At 48.8% G+C, this 15,916-nt stretch carries 14 protein-coding genes and 1 tRNA gene; 6 read left to right on the top strand and 9 right to left on the bottom strand.

All coding sequences use genetic code 11. The features are described from left to right. The first annotated feature begins 105 nt into the window (after positions 1-105). From LL912_RS07275 to LL912_RS07265, 3 genes are all read left to right on the top strand, one after another. Complete coding sequence (locus LL912_RS07275) at positions 106-1,785, top strand: sodium/sugar symporter (RefSeq protein ID WP_235552918.1); 1,680 nt, start codon at positions 106-108, stop codon at positions 1,783-1,785. A gap of 63 nt (positions 1,786-1,848) precedes the next feature. Then, the gene (locus LL912_RS07270; protein ID WP_235552917.1) at positions 1,849-2,589 is read left to right on the top strand and encodes an EcsC family protein; all 741 of its coding nucleotides are present in this window, start codon (positions 1,849-1,851) and stop codon (positions 2,587-2,589) included. A 53-nt stretch (positions 2,590-2,642) separates the two neighbouring features. Next, on the top strand, positions 2,643-3,704 hold the full coding sequence (locus LL912_RS07265; RefSeq protein ID WP_235552916.1) for a hypothetical protein: 1,062 nt from the start codon (positions 2,643-2,645) through the stop codon (positions 3,702-3,704). 75 nt (positions 3,705-3,779) lie between these two features. On the opposite strand, the gene LL912_RS07260 is transcribed toward LL912_RS07265, so the two are convergent. The 3 genes from LL912_RS07260 to LL912_RS07250 form a co-directional block, all read right to left on the bottom strand. Further along, on the bottom strand, positions 3,780-4,607 hold the full coding sequence (locus LL912_RS07260; RefSeq protein WP_235552915.1) for an SMP-30/gluconolactonase/LRE family protein: 828 nt from the start codon (positions 4,605-4,607) through the stop codon (positions 3,780-3,782). 289 nt (positions 4,608-4,896) lie between these two features. Next, positions 4,897-7,047 carry a cation:proton antiporter gene (locus tag LL912_RS07255; protein ID WP_235552914.1) on the bottom strand — a complete coding sequence of 717 codons (2,151 nt, stop codon included), beginning with the start codon at positions 7,045-7,047 and terminating at the stop codon, positions 4,897-4,899. Between the two features lie 18 nt (positions 7,048-7,065). After that, complete coding sequence (locus LL912_RS07250) at positions 7,066-7,653, bottom strand: hypothetical protein (protein WP_235552913.1); 588 nt, start codon at positions 7,651-7,653, stop codon at positions 7,066-7,068. Between the two features lie 553 nt (positions 7,654-8,206). Here LL912_RS07250 and LL912_RS07245 point away from each other — a divergent pair. Further along, positions 8,207-8,279: transfer RNA gene (locus tag LL912_RS07245), tRNA-Gly, on the top strand. 110 nt (positions 8,280-8,389) lie between these two features. On the opposite strand, the gene LL912_RS07240 is transcribed toward LL912_RS07245, so the two are convergent. The 6 genes from LL912_RS07240 to ggt all read right to left on the bottom strand — a co-directional run bounded on the left by LL912_RS07240 (position 8,390) and on the right by ggt (position 12,802). Beyond that, positions 8,390-9,136: a 3-keto-disaccharide hydrolase gene (locus LL912_RS07240; protein WP_235552912.1), complete on the bottom strand. Its 747-nt coding sequence runs from the start codon at positions 9,134-9,136 to the stop codon at positions 8,390-8,392. Between the two features lie 136 nt (positions 9,137-9,272). Further along, positions 9,273-9,539 carry an acylphosphatase gene (locus tag LL912_RS07235; RefSeq protein ID WP_235552911.1) on the bottom strand — a complete coding sequence of 89 codons (267 nt, stop codon included), beginning with the start codon at positions 9,537-9,539 and terminating at the stop codon, positions 9,273-9,275. A gap of 360 nt (positions 9,540-9,899) precedes the next feature. Continuing rightward, positions 9,900-10,172 (bottom strand): acylphosphatase, encoded by a 273-nt coding sequence (locus tag LL912_RS07230; protein ID WP_235552910.1) that lies wholly within the window; start codon positions 10,170-10,172, stop codon positions 9,900-9,902. Between the two features lie 8 nt (positions 10,173-10,180). Further along, complete coding sequence (locus tag LL912_RS07225; RefSeq protein WP_235552909.1) at positions 10,181-10,663, bottom strand: GAF domain-containing protein; 483 nt, start codon at positions 10,661-10,663, stop codon at positions 10,181-10,183. 2 nt (positions 10,664-10,665) lie between these two features. Then, positions 10,666-11,196, bottom strand: a complete 531-nt coding sequence (locus LL912_RS07220; RefSeq protein WP_235552908.1) for a DUF1572 family protein — start codon at positions 11,194-11,196, stop codon at positions 10,666-10,668. A gap of 67 nt (positions 11,197-11,263) precedes the next feature. Then, positions 11,264-12,802 carry a gamma-glutamyltransferase gene (gene ggt / locus LL912_RS07215; RefSeq protein ID WP_235552907.1) on the bottom strand — a complete coding sequence of 513 codons (1,539 nt, stop codon included), beginning with the start codon at positions 12,800-12,802 and terminating at the stop codon, positions 11,264-11,266. Between the two features lie 384 nt (positions 12,803-13,186). On the opposite strand from ggt, the gene LL912_RS07210 reads away from it, so the two are divergent. Then, on the top strand, positions 13,187-15,676 hold the full coding sequence (locus tag LL912_RS07210; protein WP_235552906.1) for a PIG-L family deacetylase: 2,490 nt from the start codon (positions 13,187-13,189) through the stop codon (positions 15,674-15,676). Beyond that, complete coding sequence (locus LL912_RS07205; protein WP_235552905.1) at positions 15,666-15,845, top strand: hypothetical protein; 180 nt, start codon at positions 15,666-15,668, stop codon at positions 15,843-15,845. Before LL912_RS07210 ends, LL912_RS07205 begins: the two co-directional genes overlap by 11 nt. The last annotated feature ends 71 nt before the right edge of the window (positions 15,846-15,916 follow it).

Below are 15,916 nucleotides of genomic sequence, written 5' to 3'. Positions count from 1 at the left end.
TTTTTTGACGAATCCGCTGAGTTTTTAGAAATTTTAAAATATTTCCCCGGATCGGGCTAAAAATAATATATTAGCGCTCCTTTTAACGAAATTAAACTTGTTTATATGAAAGGTTCAGATTATCTGGTTTTCTTTATTTACTTTATTGTGGTAGCTTCCTACGGGTATTGGGTATACCGCAGGAAGAAACAGGAATCGGTTTCGGCTTCGCACGACTATTTCCTGGCAGAGGGGTCGCTCACCTGGTGGGCGATCGGCGCATCACTGATCGCTTCCAATATCTCGGCCGAACAAATGATCGGCATGAGCGGGTCTGGCTTCAAACTGGGGCTGGCCATTTCGGCCTATGAATGGATGGCAGCTGCCACGCTGATTATTGTGGCAATCTTTTTTATGCCGGTGTACCTGAAGAATAAGATCTTTACCATGCCGCAATTTCTCAGCCAGCGGTATAATTCCAAAGTGGCCATGATCATGGCCGTGTTCTGGCTGATGCTGTACATTGTGGTAAACCTGATGTCGATCCTTTACCTGGGTGCGCTGGCCATCAGCGGTATCTCCGGTATTAATATTACTTTTTGTATCATGGCCCTGGCCATTTTCGCGATTGTTATTACGCTGGGAGGTATGAAGGTGATCGGCTTCACCGATGTGATACAGGTATTCTTCCTGGTACTGGGCGGATTGGTGGCAACTTATATTGCCTTAAACCTGATCTCCGGAGGAAAAGGCATCGGTGCCGGCTTTAATGTATTACAATCCAAGGCCTCGGAGCATTTTCACCTGATCTTTAAAAAAGACAATCCCAACTACATCGATCTGCCGGGTTTAAGCGTACTCATCGGCGGTATGTGGATCGCCAACCTGAGTTATTGGGGGTGTAACCAGTATATCACCCAGCGTGCCCTGGGAGCCTCACTGCCGGTTGCCCGTAAGGGGTTGCTGTTTGCAGCTTTTCTTAAAATGCTGATGCCCATCATCGTGGTGTTGCCGGGTATTGCCGTATATTATATCGTAAAAGAGAACCTGGGTGGTATTACCCCCGATCAGCTGCTTACTACCACGGGCGTGCAGGATCCCAATAAAGCGTACCCGGCACTCATTTCATTATTACCGGCGGGACTTAAAGGACTGTCTTTTGCCGCATTAACGGCCGCCATCGTGGCCTCCCTTGCCGGTAAGGCCAATAGCATTGCTACGATCTTTACCCTGGACATCTATAAAAAAGTATTTAATACCAATGCCAGCGAGCGCAACCTGGTAAGTGTAGGAAAGATCTCTGTAATTGTGTCTATGTTATTTGCGGTGCTGTTATCCCTGGTGGTGGGTGACGCGCTGATGGGCGAGGGAAAGCAGGGATTCCAGTACATACAGGAATATACCGGTTTTGTATCACCGGGTATTTTTGCCATGTTTATTTTCGGGTTCTTCTGGAAAAAGACCACCTCCAGCGCGGCGTTGTTTGCAACGATCGGTGGCTTTATTGCTTCCGTTGTTCTGAAATTTCTGCCGGGCTGGGTTAATCTTTCATTCCTGTACCAGTTTGGCTGGTCGGTACCAAATGGAGCGGGTATCTACGAAATTCCGTTTATGGACCGTATGGTGATCGTATTCCTGATTTGCGCGATTGGTATGTATCTGATCAGTATTTACCAGCATAAAAGAGGCGTGGTATCTAAAGGGCTTGAGGTGGACACCGGTATGTTCAAAACTTCCACCGGTTTTGCCGTCGGATCGCTGATTATTGTAGCTATGCTGGTTGCATTATATTCCGCGTACTGGTAACCTTTATTTTGTTTTGGTTGTTTTAAAAGAGCAGGCTGTTCCTGCTCTTTTAAATTAAGGATTATGAACCGATATGAACAGATCGCACTGGCCGAATTGAAGCGCTGGCAGTTTGAGATGCAGCGCCCACCGGGGATGTTTCACCGTTTTTCAAAAAAAACACAGGATAAGATCAATGCGCTGATACCGGAGAAAATCCACAAGGGGATTACAGTAGTGATCAAGCAAATGATCCACGCAGTGCTGTTTGGAGCCAAACATACTACAGCGAAGCCGCTAAAGGATGCAGCATTTATTTTAAGAGAACAGAAGATAAAGGAAAAGATAAAATTTTACCGGAATGCAGCGGCGGTTGAAGGCGGGGTAACCGGTGCGGGAGGGGTTTTAATGGGGCTTGCAGATTTCCCGTTGCTGCTGGCGCTCAAGCTGAAACTATTATATGAAATTGCTTCCTTATATGGCATCGACCTTGAGGATTACCGGGAGCGCGTATACCTGCTGCATATTTTTGAGCTGGCATTTTCAAGCGCACAACATCGCAATGACGTATACCGGAAAATGGAGCACTGGGATGAAAAAATGAAACAGATGCCTGCGGATGTTGCTGCTTTCGACTGGCGGCGCTTTCAACAGGAGTACCGCGATTATATCGACCTTGCAAAAATGGCACAGCTCTTGCCGGTAATAGGTGCCCCTGTAGGTTTTATTGCCAACTACGGACTGGTGAAAAAGCTGGGGAGCACCGCAATGAATGCCTATCGCATGCGAATGTTGGAAGACGGCAAAGATTTTACCGCTTCTTAAGTTTGTTTTAACAGCAACACAGCAGGGCACTGCCCTTTATGAAACCTATCTTTATGATCGAAGAGTTATGTATGATAAAACGTTTTCAAAGTATCCAGTCATTGTTGATCGGTGTTTGCCTGATGGCCTGTACGGCTTCCGATTCACAGGAAAAAATCGCCGCCGCTGCGCAGGAGCATACTCCTGTAGCGGCGAAGCCGGAGGTCGCTGCTGAAGACCAGGCCGTAACGGCAGTACTGGACACCGCAGGATATGATACGCGCATGAAGCAGCTGGCTAATGGCGATGCATCGGGCCGCTGGCCGGCGAAGGCCCCGTATCCCTTACCTGGAGCAGTATTTCCCTTCAACCGGGTTATTGCCTATTATGGCAATTTGTATTCAAAAGGTATGGGCATCCTGGGCGAGCTTCCGAAGAAAGAAATGCTTCAAAAATTAAAACTGGAGGTGTCCAAATGGGAAAAAGCAGATCCCGGAATGCCCGTGATTCCTGCGTTGCATTATATCGCGGTAACGGCACAGGGTACACCCGGCAAGGACGGAAAATACCGGCTGCGAATGCCGTTTCACCAGATCGATACCGTATTGAAATGGTCTAAAGAAATTGGCGCCCTTACGTTTATTGATGTGCAGGTTGGACAAAGCACGCTCCGGGAAGAGATTCCCCGCTTTGAAAAATATTTTAAACGACCGGGATTCCATCTCGGGATCGATCCGGAATTTTCCATGAAGGATGGGGCCACCCCCGGAAGCAGGATCGGAACCTTTGACGCCGATGACATTAATTTTGTGATCGACTATCTTGCCAAAATCGTTCGGGACAACCAGCTGCCGCCCAAGGTACTGGTTATACATCGGTTTACGAATGACATGGTTACAGGGTATAAAGAAATTAAAAAAGTGCCCGAAGTACAGGTGGTGATCGATATGGACGGCTGGGGCAGCAAGGCTCTGAAAACAGGAACCTATAATGCCTTTGTTTACCGTCAGCCGGTGCAGTTTACCGGGTTCAAGCTGTTTTATAAAAATGATCTCAAACGCGGCAGTACCGGTTTGTTTACACCCAAAGAGCTTTTACAGTTTAAACCCCGGCCGGTGTATATTCAATACCAGTAAGGGGGCGTAGTAAAGGAGCCATTGTCTTCCCGGAGGCAGTGGGAAATCGCCCAATCAAACGGGAATTACGGCGCATTATTTTAATTCAAAGGCAACTACGCTGTAATTGTTAAACGTAGGAACATATAAGGTTTTAGAAGATGCTTCATAAGCAAGATCCGCCGTATTCATGCGGCCCTGTACATCCAGCATTTTGTAAATGGAGCCGGTGGGAGATACATGGTAAATAAGCCCGGCCCAACAGGTAACGATAAAACCGCCGTCGCCGGTTGGTTCCAACCCGTCGCCGCCCTGTTCAAAACCGGAGGCGATGACCGTTTTGTTTTTCCGGGCATCCAGTTTCCATAATTCTTTTCCGGCCAGTACATAGAGGTCGGTGCCGATCGACTTCAGTCCGTTGGCGCCGGTCACCTGTTCCAGGTATACTTCAGGCCGATGATCGGTTACCTTATAGATCTTGTTTTCACGGGTGTCGGATACATATACCGTTCCTTTTTTGTCTACGGTTACATCATTTAAGAAAACCGATCCGGGAACGGGAATCGTTTGAATCACCTGCGCCTTTTTTACATCGATCACTACCAGGTCAGTAATGTCCGCCACATATAAACGGTTTTTATACAGGGCCATGCCTTTGGGAGCATTCAAACCGGTCACCCAGTTAAGATTTTTCACCCTGCCGTCTTTATAAATAATGCCTACACCGCCTTTGCCGTCCTTCTCATTTCCCTTGCCGTCAATCAGCGACACATATAACTCATTTCTGTTAGATGCCGGCAGTACTGATTCCGGAACCGGGATGGAATCAGAAGTGCGCCAGGCCTGAATAATGGTATGCTGCCCGTAACTGTTTAAAGAACATCCAATGGCCAGGATGGACAGAAAAAAAAGTGCAGGTTTCATATCTGAATATTATAGAGGTGAAGATAACGAAAAATGCCGGTTACCGGTGCCAGCCGGGCTTTAGGATATATGATTTTTACAGACATTGCCACAGAAGCACTGAAGACCTGGAGCTTTTTTTAAATTAAAAGCAGGAACGCGAAATAAGAACCAAGAAGAAGTTTCCTTAATGCACCTTTGTAGCGAAGACTTAAAGCGTCGCGTCGTTGCATGAAAAAGAACCAGGAATGCCGAAGACACAAAAGGTTTTATACGGGCAAAGGGTTAACGATTACATGGATAGATCTGCTTACCGTTCGCGGTTAAAGATGCGCCCAATATCCTTGCCAAGCCCCTCCAGATCCATGGTCGGATTGAGGAAATAGTGATCGTTGATATAAAAATCATCGGCATCCGCCGGTTTTACCTGTATGGGATAGATGAGCAGGAAATTGCCCGAACGGAAATACCGGTCGAGATAGGTAAAGATCCGGTCCATATGCGGGTTATAGGAAGGATATTGGGGACGGCTCAGCACAACGGTAAGGAGATCGTTTTTATCAACTTCCCTGGAAAGGATCAGCAGGTCTTCCCAATTGGTAAATGTTGTAAAGCGATATTCGATCGGGTTCTTTTCATTAAGCCGTTGTAAAAGCGGTTCGATGTTCGCCGGAGCAAAAAACTTTACGCCGCCACCACAATGTTTCGCAAGCGTCCACAGGTTCGAAAGCCAGTAAAAGAATCCCGCTTCCCGCTCCGCATTTGGCGGAATGACTACCACGTTGTTTTTGATAGTAGATAAAGGCTGAACGGGATTGTACACATAGGTGGTGATTTTTTCATTGTCGAGAATGCCATTGATCAGCGCGAAACTTTTCACCGAGTTGTAGGGTCTGGTGCTATATCCCAGGATGAGATCGGTGATTTTATTGGCCTTGAGTTCACCAGTGATTCCATTGATGACATTATCGTCGTAGCGGAGAATATCGGTCACTTTAACATCAGCCGCTGCACCGGTGTGTACAGCCAGCTCCAGCATTTTTTTGCCTGCTCTGTCCGATCCATCGGGTGCGTCGTGCTTGTTTATGATATGCAAGGCGTAGATCTGGTCTGTATTTGGGGCCGATTTAATGGAAAGCGCCAGCTGTACAAGATGTTCGGTTTTGTCCAATGCATTGGTGGCGATCATTATTTTTTCACCGTCTTCATTGTTGTTGTTGCTTTCTTCCGTTCCGCCGCCGGTTTCTTTTGCCAGCTCCTGTCCGCCTTTCTGGGCTGTTAATGAAGCCAGCGTACAGGTAATAAGAATTACCAGGATGGAACCGTTGAGCACAGCTTCGTTCAGCAGCCGGATGGGTTCCCCGTCGGGTGTTTCGGAAATGATGATATTATAACCCACCATTACAGCGGCAAGGGTGGCAGCGGCTTGTGCCACACTCAATCCAAAGATCACCCGAAGCTGCGGCTTGTTGAGCCGGAAGGTTTTAGCCGTGGCCCAGGCGGCCAGGTATTTTGCCACAATAACTCCAACGGTAAGCACAGCGGCTACTTTTATGGTTTCTGTATCTTTTACAAAAGCCTTAAAATCGATCAGCATACCCACGCTGATGAGGAAAAATGGAATAAAGAGCGCATTGCCTACAAATTCTACCCGGTTCATCAGCGGTGAGGTGGCCGGTATCAACCGGTTTAATGCGAGGCCGGAAAGGAATGCTCCGATAATGCCTTCCACACCGGCCAGTTCGGCGAGCACGGCACCCAGGTATACCATTACCAATACAAAAATAAACTGGGAGATCTTGTCCTGCACTTTTTTAAAAAACCATCTTCCGATAATGGGAAATAAAAACCATACAATGAGTCCGAAAGCCAGAATGGAAAGCGTAAGCCGCAGCCAGAAAGCGGCATCTACCTGTCCCTTGGTCATTCCAACAATCACTGCAAGCACGAGCAATGCCAGTGTATCGGTGATCATGGTGCCACCTACGGTAATGTTGACCGACCGGTCTTTGGCAATGCCCAGTTTACTAACGATGGGATAGGCCAGAAGTGTGTGCGAGGAGATCAGACTGCCCAGCAGGATCGAGGTCATCCAGTTGAAATGCAGCAGGTAATAGCTGCCCAGGGTACCGATGATCATTGGGATGCAAAAGGTATACATACCGAAAGTAATGCTCTTCCATTTGTTTTTTTTGAATTCGATCAGGTCGATCTCCAGCCCGGCTAAAAACATAATGTACAACAACCCGGTGGTGCCTGAAACCACGATACTACTGTCCCGGTCCAGTATGCCCAACCCATTGGGGCCGGTAAGGGCACCAGCAATGATCAGGCCGATCAGGTGGGGGATCTTTAATTTGTTCAGCAGGATTGGTGCCAGCAATACAATCAGAATTACAATCAGGTATCTTAAGATCGGGTCGGTAACCGGAAGTGTGGTGTCAATAATACTTAACAGCATGATCGGGAAAGGTTAAGATTAGGGGTGCTTCGATTTATCCAGGTCTATTTTAAAGGTGGTTTCACAACCGTCTGCCTGGGTAATCAGCCGCTGACCGCTCAGCCGATTCTTCTGATCGACTTTTAGTTCCACTTTCATGGAAGCCGAAGGTTGCGTACCCTCCGGCTCGGGAGTGGAGAGCTTCAGATCGCTGCCTGTGAAAATACCGGTGTAAACGCGGATCAGTTTGTCGCCCTGCATGGCCCGTACCGTTACGGCCGTGCCATTTCCGGCGATGAGCCAGGTTTCCTTGCGGATATCGCCTACGGCAAAGCCGGAGCAATTGGTTTGGGTGCAAACCATGGCTGCATTCCAGTTGCCCGCCAGGGAGTCCGGTAGCGGAATGCCGGATGGCACCGGCAGGCGGTTTGCAGAATCGATCGTTGCTGCAAATTTGCTAAGGCTGTCTTCTTTAAGTTTGACTTCTTTTTCTTTAAGCATTAGTGCCTGTTCACGCAGGTTCAGCGACTGCTCCCGCTCATCCAGCTGTTTTCTCCGTTCCTCAAAACCACAGCTGTATAAACAAAGTGTAAACAAGCAAATACCAATGATGAAGAGTTGTTTCATATTTAGAAATTTGGATGCAGTATTGCTAAGGTAAACAAAAAGAAGAAAAGGGCTTCCCGGCTCCGGCAAGAAGGGCGCATGTAAAAGATTGGATGCTCCTGTTTAAAATGTAAGGCTGGTAATGTTTTGAAGGTCAGGATCATCGAGGCAGTAAGGTACGGGCACTTTAATAGTTTATTGGCTACGGGATTGTTTTGAATTTCTCAGGAGCAGGCATGCTGCAGGCAGCAATGGCCGTATTTGCCGGCCGGCAATCTTTTTCTGCAATAAAGGAAGAAGACGAAACGTATCAACCACCCGATCGCCTTCTTCCTGCTCCTCCGTTTGTAAATGACAACTGATACCGGACGCGCGTTGTTTACCAGGATATTTAAAGTATCCATGCGTTTCCTTAAGCCGGAATTACCTGATCCGGTACAATGGCCGTTTACGGGGCGGATAATGCTTTACAGGGAATATCAACGGGATGTAGCCATTGTTACCCTGTAGGTATATTTAAGATTACCGTTTTTGAAAAATTTAAACAACTTCAGTATATTTATGGCGCTTGTAAGCGGAAGTAGCTCACCTGGTAGAGCGGCAGCTTCCCAAGCTGCAGGTAGCGGGTTCGAGTCCCGTCTTCCGCTCCGGATGGGGGTCTTTTCTCATCGAATTCATTCCTCGTTCCAATAAAATAGCCGGGGCTCATACTAAAAGAGCTCCGGCTATTTTTAAAAGGTAATTACAGGATTCGCTATTACTCCAGTTCCCGTATCCAGATGTTCCGGAAGCTTACCGGGTCGCCGTGGTCCTGCAGGATGATGGGCTCTTTTTCTTTATGAAATGTATTTTGAGGAATGCCGATATACTGGGTGGCGCCGAGGATGGCAGCGTTGTTTTGTACCAGTACGCCATTGTGGATCACCGTGATTCTTGCCTGCGACTTGAGGGTGCTGTCTTTATTAAAACGGGGAGCAATAAAAATGATATCATAAGTCTGCCACTCTCCGGGTTTACGCGATGCATTGGCCAGCGGGATCAGTTGCTTATAGATGCTGCCTGCCTGGCCGTTACTATAGGTGCGGTTCTTATAACTGTCCAGTACCTGCAGTTCATAATTGCTCATTAAGAAGATGCCGCTGTTTCCTCTTCCCTGGCCGTCGCCCTTCACTTCAGCCGGCGTACGCCATTCAACGTGGAGCTGGCAGTCGCCAAAACTTTGTTTGGTGCGGATAGCCCCCGATCCCTTCGCCACGGTCATTGCTTTATTGTCCAGTTTCCAGCTTGCAGGCCCTTTTCCATCCGCGCGCTCCCAGTTCGAAAGACCGGATCCGTCAAAGAGCACAATGGCATCGGATGGAGCATCTGCGCTTGTGGCACCAGGGGTTACAATCCTGGGTTCCGGATTCCATACTTCGGTGATCTTGGGGTCGCCGTTTTGTGCATACAGGGAAGGGCCGCCGGCACAGAGCACCGCAAACGCTACATAGAGTTGCTTTTTCATGAGTAAAGAAAATTGATTAAATAAGAGGCAACTTACACAATATCGGTGAGAACTAAAGCACCGCCCAGATTTTTTTTCAAACGGAAAATGATCACCGGTCGGAGATGGGGGATCAATGGTGTCGGGAGCGAAACGATTATACCCGGGAAAAATTATAGAAGGCTTTAAAGGCCCGGTCCCTGGTTTCGGCAACCGTTGCTCCCCGCCCGATCGCTGCAGTTTCACACCAGGCAATATAAGCCTCCAGGTCCTTTTTCTTACCTGAAATCAGTAAGGTAATCGTGGATTGTTTACTGGTATTTATCGTGCCGGTAATATCCAGCTCTTCGGCTTTCAACTGAAGCACGGCCGGTAAAATAGTGCCAATACTGTGGTGCCGGATGGTAATTTCTTTTGTGATCATTAGATGCATTTTGATGTTCTCAATATTCCTGTTGCCGACCTGCCGGGATAAACATGAAGAATAACGGCGGCGTCTGCAGCCAAAGGGCATGCATTTGAAAAAGAGGTGTGGTCAAAGATAGGTAAATAATAGCCGAAGCTGCACAGATGCGGGCACTTTTAACACAGAATAGCGCAAAAAAAACGGCGCAACCGTTTATTTGGACAATTTATGGGAAATTATTGTTGTATGATTTTGCAGCAAGTGGTTTAAGCCGGGGTACAAGCAACGATTTCAGAAGGGATTCATTGCTGCATTCAGATGGAGATTATTTAAGATTCTAAGGATGGATATAAATCATCCCGTATGCCCGGGAATGCGCTAGCCCAGGATCTCGAACCAACGGTATTCTTCCGTTTCGGGAACATCGGTTACCGTTACGTTTTCTACCTTTGCGCCGGCCGGTCCCTGTCTGCACCAGTCGATAAAGCGTTGCAGCGGTTCCGCATCACCATATGCGTAAATGAGTACAGATCCGTCCGGCTGGTTTTGTGCAGATCCCAAAATTCCCATGATATCGGCCTGTTGCTTGGCCGTTTTACGAAAAAAAACGCCTTGTACGGCTCCGGTTACAATAATTTTTTTTGTGCTCATATACGGGTTTAAAAAGTTGAAAAAGAAATACGGCTGACCAGTGTTTCGAGGTATTGCTGGTCCACGGCATCAAAATGATCCGGCTTTTCGCTATCCACGTCCAACACGCCCATCACTTGACCGTTGCGTATAATGGGCACCACGATCTCCGATTTTGAGAAACTGCTGCAGGCGATATGCCCCGGGAACTGCTCCACATCGGGCACAATAAGGGTTACAGCCTGTTCCCATGCCGCACCGCAAACGCCGCGTCCTTTCCGGATCCGGGTACAGGCTACCGGTCCCTGAAAGGGGCCCAGCACCAGTTCATCGTTTTTGACCAGGTAAAAGCCTACCCACCACCACTGAAACTGTTCCTTTAGTGCTGCTGCGATATTGGAAAGATTGGCGATCAGATCGGGTTCTCCCGCTATGATTGCTTCGATCTGCGGAAGCAATGCGCTGTATTGGGCATCTTTTGAGCCGGTATGTATGGTAAGATCTTCCGCCATCGTTATCGGGTTCCGGATTTTAACTGTTCGTTGAATGCCTTGGAATCACCTTTTTTTATGGAAAGGCTCTGCCACTGATCGTTCCGGATATGTTTGCCGATAAAAACGATCTGTCCCACATGATAGGCATAATGCGTTAACTGGCGATGAACGGCCTCAATCACCGTCAGGGGTTTGGTGCGGATGGTGATGGTCCGGTCAAGGTCTTCCGGTTTCAACGATTCCAGTGCGTTAAACAGGCACTGCCATCCTTCTTCCCAAAGCGTCATTAAACGAGCCCGGTCCAGCTGCTGTTCTTCAAACTCTTCATCTCTTTTCCGCCATTCTTTTTCGCCGTCTTCCGTAAGAAAATTAGTCCAGCGGCTGAGCATATTGCCGTGCATATGCGTAATGTTTACCGCAAGGTTATTATTGGCGTCATCCGGCTGAAAATGGAAGTCGGCATCGCTCAACTGTGCAAATGTTTTTTCCGCAAGCGCTTTATAGTCTTTGAATTGCTGAATGGCGCTTTGTATGAATATTGTTTCATTCATTGGTTTGAATTTGTTGTAATCAGTTTTTTCCGTCCGGCTTTCGCCAAAACATTAAGCCTGGAACTTATTAGAATCCTGCCGCACTGTCATCGCCCCGGTGATCCGCAACGGCTTCCAGTTTCCCGTCCGGCTGTATTTTAATAACCTCTGTGCGGCCGATTTGTTTACGATCGTATAGAGCATAGCCCATTTTTTTCAACGCTGCGGCTGTGTTTTCCGGAAAGCCGCTTTCGATATCGATGCGGTCGGGCAGCCACTGGTGATGAAATTTTGGCTTGTTCACTGCTTCATCCGTATTCATCTTAAAATCGATGATGTTTACGATTGTCTGAAACACGGAAGTGGGAATGGTGGTTCCTCCCGGTGTGCCCACTACGAGGTAGGGTTTTCCGCTTTTTAATACCAGGGTAGGAGCCATGGAGCTGAGCATGCGTTTGCCGGGAGCAATGGCATTGGCCTTTCCGCCTACGGCACCAAAAAGATTGGGGGATCCGGGCTTGGCACTGAAATCATCCATTTCATCATTTAAAAGAAAGCCGGCGCCTCCTACAACGGTCCGGCTGCCATAGTTATTGTTGAGGGTGGTGGTTACCGCTACGGCATTGCCTTCTTTATCCAAAATACTCAGATGTGTGGTTTCTTCACTTTCATAACCGGCAACAATGCCTCTTCCGGTTTGTTTGCTGCTGCCGGCTTTTTGCGGATCATAATCCTTCATCCTGTTTTTGAGGTAGGCGTCGCTTGTGAGTGCGGCAACAGGAACCTGCACAAAATCGGCATCGCCCATATAGCGGGCGCGGTCTGCATAAGCCCTGCGCTCGGCTTCCGTCATCAATTGGACGGCTGCCGGGGATGCAAATCCCATGGCTCCGATATCGTAGGGCTCAATCATTTTCAGCATCTGGTTCAGCAGCAATCCACCGCTGCTGGGCATGGGCATGCCCATGACCTCATATCCCCGGTATGTAAAAAGAAGCGGCTGGCGCGGTTTTGCCTGGTAGGCTTTCAGATCGTTCAGACTGATAATGCCGTTGCCGCGCTGCATTTCTTCAACAATAAGACGGGCGGTAGTTCCTTCGTAAAACCCCCGCTGTCCATCTTTTTGGATCCGTTTTAAGGTAGCTGCCAGCTCCTTCTGTACGAGGGTGTCGCCTTTTTGCCAGGGGGCTTTTTTTACAAAAGCTGTAGGCCGGGTGCTGAGTTTTTGAAAATCCTCCCGGTTGGCATTTAGTCCATGGGCTTCGGCTGCGGTGATCGCAAAACCCTGTTCGGCAAAATCAATGGCCGGCTGTATCAGCACTTCCATGGGCAGCCGGGCATACCGGTGGGCGGCATACAAACCAGCCACGGTTCCTGGTACGCCGGAGGAAAGATGCCCGTTTAAGCTTTTTTCGGCAACGGCATTGCCGTTGGCATCCAGGTACATATCGCGGTGTGCTTTGGCCGGTGCTGTTTCCCGGTAATCCAGCGCTATGTTTTCGTTGTTGGCCAGGCGGGCAACCATAAAGCCGCCGCCACCAATATTGCCGGCTCCGGGGTAAACCACCGCTAAAGCCCATTGTGTGGCAATAGCCGCGTCTATAGCGTTTCCTCCCTTTTTTAACATTTCCAGTCCTGCAAGGCTGGCCAGCGGGTGTGCAGATACGACAGCTCCGTTGGATGCAATACTGTTTTTAGTAATGGTATAATGATAGGCGTCGATACCGGAAGCGGACGGGCCGGCCGTTTTTTTTTGCGGCGGTGCAGGCCGTCAACAATAGCAAGATGCCGGTAGCAATGGAATAGCGCATGTAACTGAAATTTAGCGAAAGGTAAAAAAAGTTTCTGATTGAGTTGTGAGAATTGAGCTAAGCATAATATAAAGCAATACGAGCTCAGATCCGAAATCCGAATCTGAATTCTGAATTCTCAAATCTGAAATCTCGAATCTGACTTCTCAATTCTCAACTCTGGAATCTCGATTCTCAACTCTCCATTGTATATTCGTAAGATGAAGCGTATTGTGTATTCTTTGTTCTTAGCTTGTTTTTGTGGAACAGTCTTTGCCCAGGGGCCCCGGAGCTGGTCGGGCAGCGAAATTTTGCAGGGCATCCGGAAGCTCAACGTGCTGGGTTCCGTGCTTTACCTGGCCGCACACCCGGATGATGAAAATACGCGGTTGATTACCTACCTTGCAAATGAAAAATTTTATCGTACTGGTTATTTATCGCTCACCCGCGGAGACGGGGGGCAGAACCTGATCGGAGAGGAGCAGGGCATCGAATTGGGGCTGATCCGCACACAGGAATTGCTTGCAGCCCGACGGATCGACGGAGGCGAGCAATTTTTTACACGTGCCTTTGATTTTGGATTTTCAAAAAATCCGGAGGAAACATTTACCATCTGGAACCGGGCGCTGGTTCTGAGTGATGTGGTTTGGGTGATCCGGAAGTTTCAGCCGGATGTGATCATTACCCGGTTTCCTACCACCGGAGAAGGCGGCCATGGGCATCATACCGCATCTGCGATTCTTGCCAATGAAGCGTTCAGGCTGGCAGCAGATCCGCGCCAGTACCCGGAGCAACTGCAATATGTAAAGCCCTGGCAGGCACGCCGGATCTTATGGAACACCTTTAACTTCGGGGGAACCAATACTACCGCTCCTTCCCAGTTTAAAATTGATGCCGGTGGCTACAATGCTCCCCTTGGAAAAAGCTATGGGGAAATGGCAGCGCTCAGCCGGAGTCAGCATAAGAGCCAGGGATTTGGTTCTGCCGGAACCCGGGGGGAGAGCTGGGAATATTTTAAAACCACCGGCGGTAGTGCACCTGAGAAGGGCCTGATGGACGGTGTTGATCTAAGCTGGAACCGTATCGGTCCGGAGGGGAAAAAGATCGCGGAAGCTGTAACTAAAATAGAGGCGGGGTTCTCGGTTTTGAACCCGGAAACATCCATAAAGCCGCTAGCGGCGCTGTATCAGCAGATGGCGCAATTGCCGGCGTCTTACTGGAAGCATAAAAAAATGGAAGAAGTCCAGGAGCTCATCCGCCAGTGCTGCGGCCTGTTTATGCGGGCTACCAGCAGCGTGCAGATGGTGTTCCCCGGGGAAACCATAAAACTAAACGCCAATATCATTAACCGTTCGGATGCCCGGGTGCTGCTGAAGCGCTTAAAGATCGGTAACAGTATTTCAACCCCGGACCAGTTACTGGAAAAGAACCGGAATGTAAACCAGCTGGTAACTGTGGCTATTGCCGATACGGCAGCGCTTACACAGCCCTACTGGCTGCGCAATCCAATGGAACCGGCGAATTATACCGTGCGGGATCAACAGCAGATCGGCAGCCCGGATGCCATTCCGGCTTACACGGCCGAAATAACGATTACGGTGGAAGATGTTCCGTTCACCTTTACAGAGCCGGTATTGTATAATTTTACCGATCCGGTGAAAGGAGAATTATACGAACCGCTGATCGTAGCTCCCAAAGTGACGGTACAGTTAACGCCAAAGCTGGTACTTTTTCAAAAAGGGAAGACCGAAACCCGGCTGTTAAAACTTCAACCGGTGATCAACAAACCGTTGCAGGGACAACCGGGTGGGGGGGTAACGGGGCTTCCTGAAACTGCAGCAGCCGTGGCAGATACCGGCACGGGGATGCAGGTGCCCGTGAGCAACCAGCAGCTGACAAAGCCGGTAACCGCGGTATACGGAACGGTTTGGGATCAGGCAGCGCCGGGGAAAAAATATTCACAGGCACTCAAATCGATTCATTACGATCATATACCTTATATCAATTATTTCTTTACCGATTCCGTTAAGCTGCTCAATATCGATCTGAAAACATCCGGGAAAACGATCGGGTATATACCCGGCGCCGGAGATAAGGTGCCGGATGTATTGACGGCGATGGGGTACCAGGTGGTATTGCTGGACCGGAACCGGCTGATGACAACGGATCTTTCGGTCTTTGATGCCATCATAACCGGCGTGCGGGCCTATAATATCCACGAATGGTTAAATGATGCGTATAACCAGTTAATGAACTATGTACGCAATGGAGGGAACCTGATTGTGCAATACAATACCAACAATAATATCGGACCCGTAAAAGCAAAGATAGGCCCCTATGATTTTTCCATTTCACGAAACCGGATCACGGATGAGCGGGCTGCGGTGCGCTTTATAGATGCTTCCATGCCCGTGCTGAACTATCCGAATAAAATTACTCCGGAGGACTTCCTCGGCTGGGTGCAGGAGCGCAGCACCTATCATGGTGCGGGGTGGGATGCGCATTTGACACCGGTATTGGCCATGCGCGATCCGGGTGAACCGGAAGACTCCGGCGCCTTGCTGACAGGGAGATTCGGAAAAGGGTACTTTACCTACTGCGGACTTGCGTTCTTCCGGCAATTGCCGGCGGCTGTTCCGGGAGCGATTCGTTTATTTGCAAATATTATTGCGCTAAATTCGCAGACTTCAACAACTATAAATGGCAGATAAGAAAAAGGAATTCATGGGTATCCGCCGGGGCGAAATGGCGTTTCTGGTGGCCATCGTGATCGGGCTGGTAGTAGGAACACTTATAAAAAAAATAAGGCTGGGACTGATGCTGGGACTGATCATCGGGCTGGGGATCGTATTTATGAATAGTTTGCGGGCGAAGCGGTGAGAGGGACGAATAGGCAATGGTGAATAGGGGATCAATGTTGTTTCCTTAAAGCGCAGATGCGCAGATTTGGT

Source organism: Niabella agricola (assembly GCF_021538615.1).
Lineage (GTDB): Bacteria > Bacteroidota > Bacteroidia > Chitinophagales > Chitinophagaceae > Niabella > Niabella agricola.
Note: the sequence above shows the minus strand (reverse complement) of the source record. Positions and strands in the feature narration are given on the sequence as shown.

What these genes read in the sequence shown, in the direction of transcription:
- LL912_RS07275 (WP_235552918.1), top strand. Translation starts at nt 106, where the DNA reads ATGAAAGGTTCAGATTATCTGGTTTTCTTTATTTACTTTATTGTGGTA.
- LL912_RS07270 (WP_235552917.1), top strand. Translation starts at nt 1,849, where the DNA reads ATGAACCGATATGAACAGATCGCACTGGCCGAATTGAAGCGCTGGCAG.
- LL912_RS07265 (WP_235552916.1), top strand. Translation starts at nt 2,643, where the DNA reads ATGATCGAAGAGTTATGTATGATAAAACGTTTTCAAAGTATCCAGTCA.
- LL912_RS07260 (WP_235552915.1), bottom strand. Translation starts at nt 4,607, where the DNA reads ATGAAACCTGCACTTTTTTTTCTGTCCATCCTGGCCATTGGATGTTCT.
- LL912_RS07255 (WP_235552914.1), bottom strand. Translation starts at nt 7,047, where the DNA reads ATGCTGTTAAGTATTATTGACACCACACTTCCGGTTACCGACCCGATC.
- LL912_RS07250 (WP_235552913.1), bottom strand. Translation starts at nt 7,653, where the DNA reads ATGAAACAACTCTTCATCATTGGTATTTGCTTGTTTACACTTTGTTTA.
- LL912_RS07240 (WP_235552912.1), bottom strand. Translation starts at nt 9,136, where the DNA reads ATGAAAAAGCAACTCTATGTAGCGTTTGCGGTGCTCTGTGCCGGCGGC.
- LL912_RS07235 (WP_235552911.1), bottom strand. Translation starts at nt 9,539, where the DNA reads ATGATCACAAAAGAAATTACCATCCGGCACCACAGTATTGGCACTATT.
- LL912_RS07230 (WP_235552910.1), bottom strand. Translation starts at nt 10,172, where the DNA reads ATGAGCACAAAAAAAATTATTGTAACCGGAGCCGTACAAGGCGTTTTT.
- LL912_RS07225 (WP_235552909.1), bottom strand. Translation starts at nt 10,663, where the DNA reads ATGGCGGAAGATCTTACCATACATACCGGCTCAAAAGATGCCCAATAC.
- LL912_RS07220 (WP_235552908.1), bottom strand. Translation starts at nt 11,196, where the DNA reads ATGAATGAAACAATATTCATACAAAGCGCCATTCAGCAATTCAAAGAC.
- ggt (WP_235552907.1), bottom strand. Translation starts at nt 12,802, where the DNA reads ATGTTAAAAAAGGGAGGAAACGCTATAGACGCGGCTATTGCCACACAA.
- LL912_RS07210 (WP_235552906.1), top strand. Translation starts at nt 13,187, where the DNA reads ATGAAGCGTATTGTGTATTCTTTGTTCTTAGCTTGTTTTTGTGGAACA.
- LL912_RS07205 (WP_235552905.1), top strand. Translation starts at nt 15,666, where the DNA reads ATGGCAGATAAGAAAAAGGAATTCATGGGTATCCGCCGGGGCGAAATG.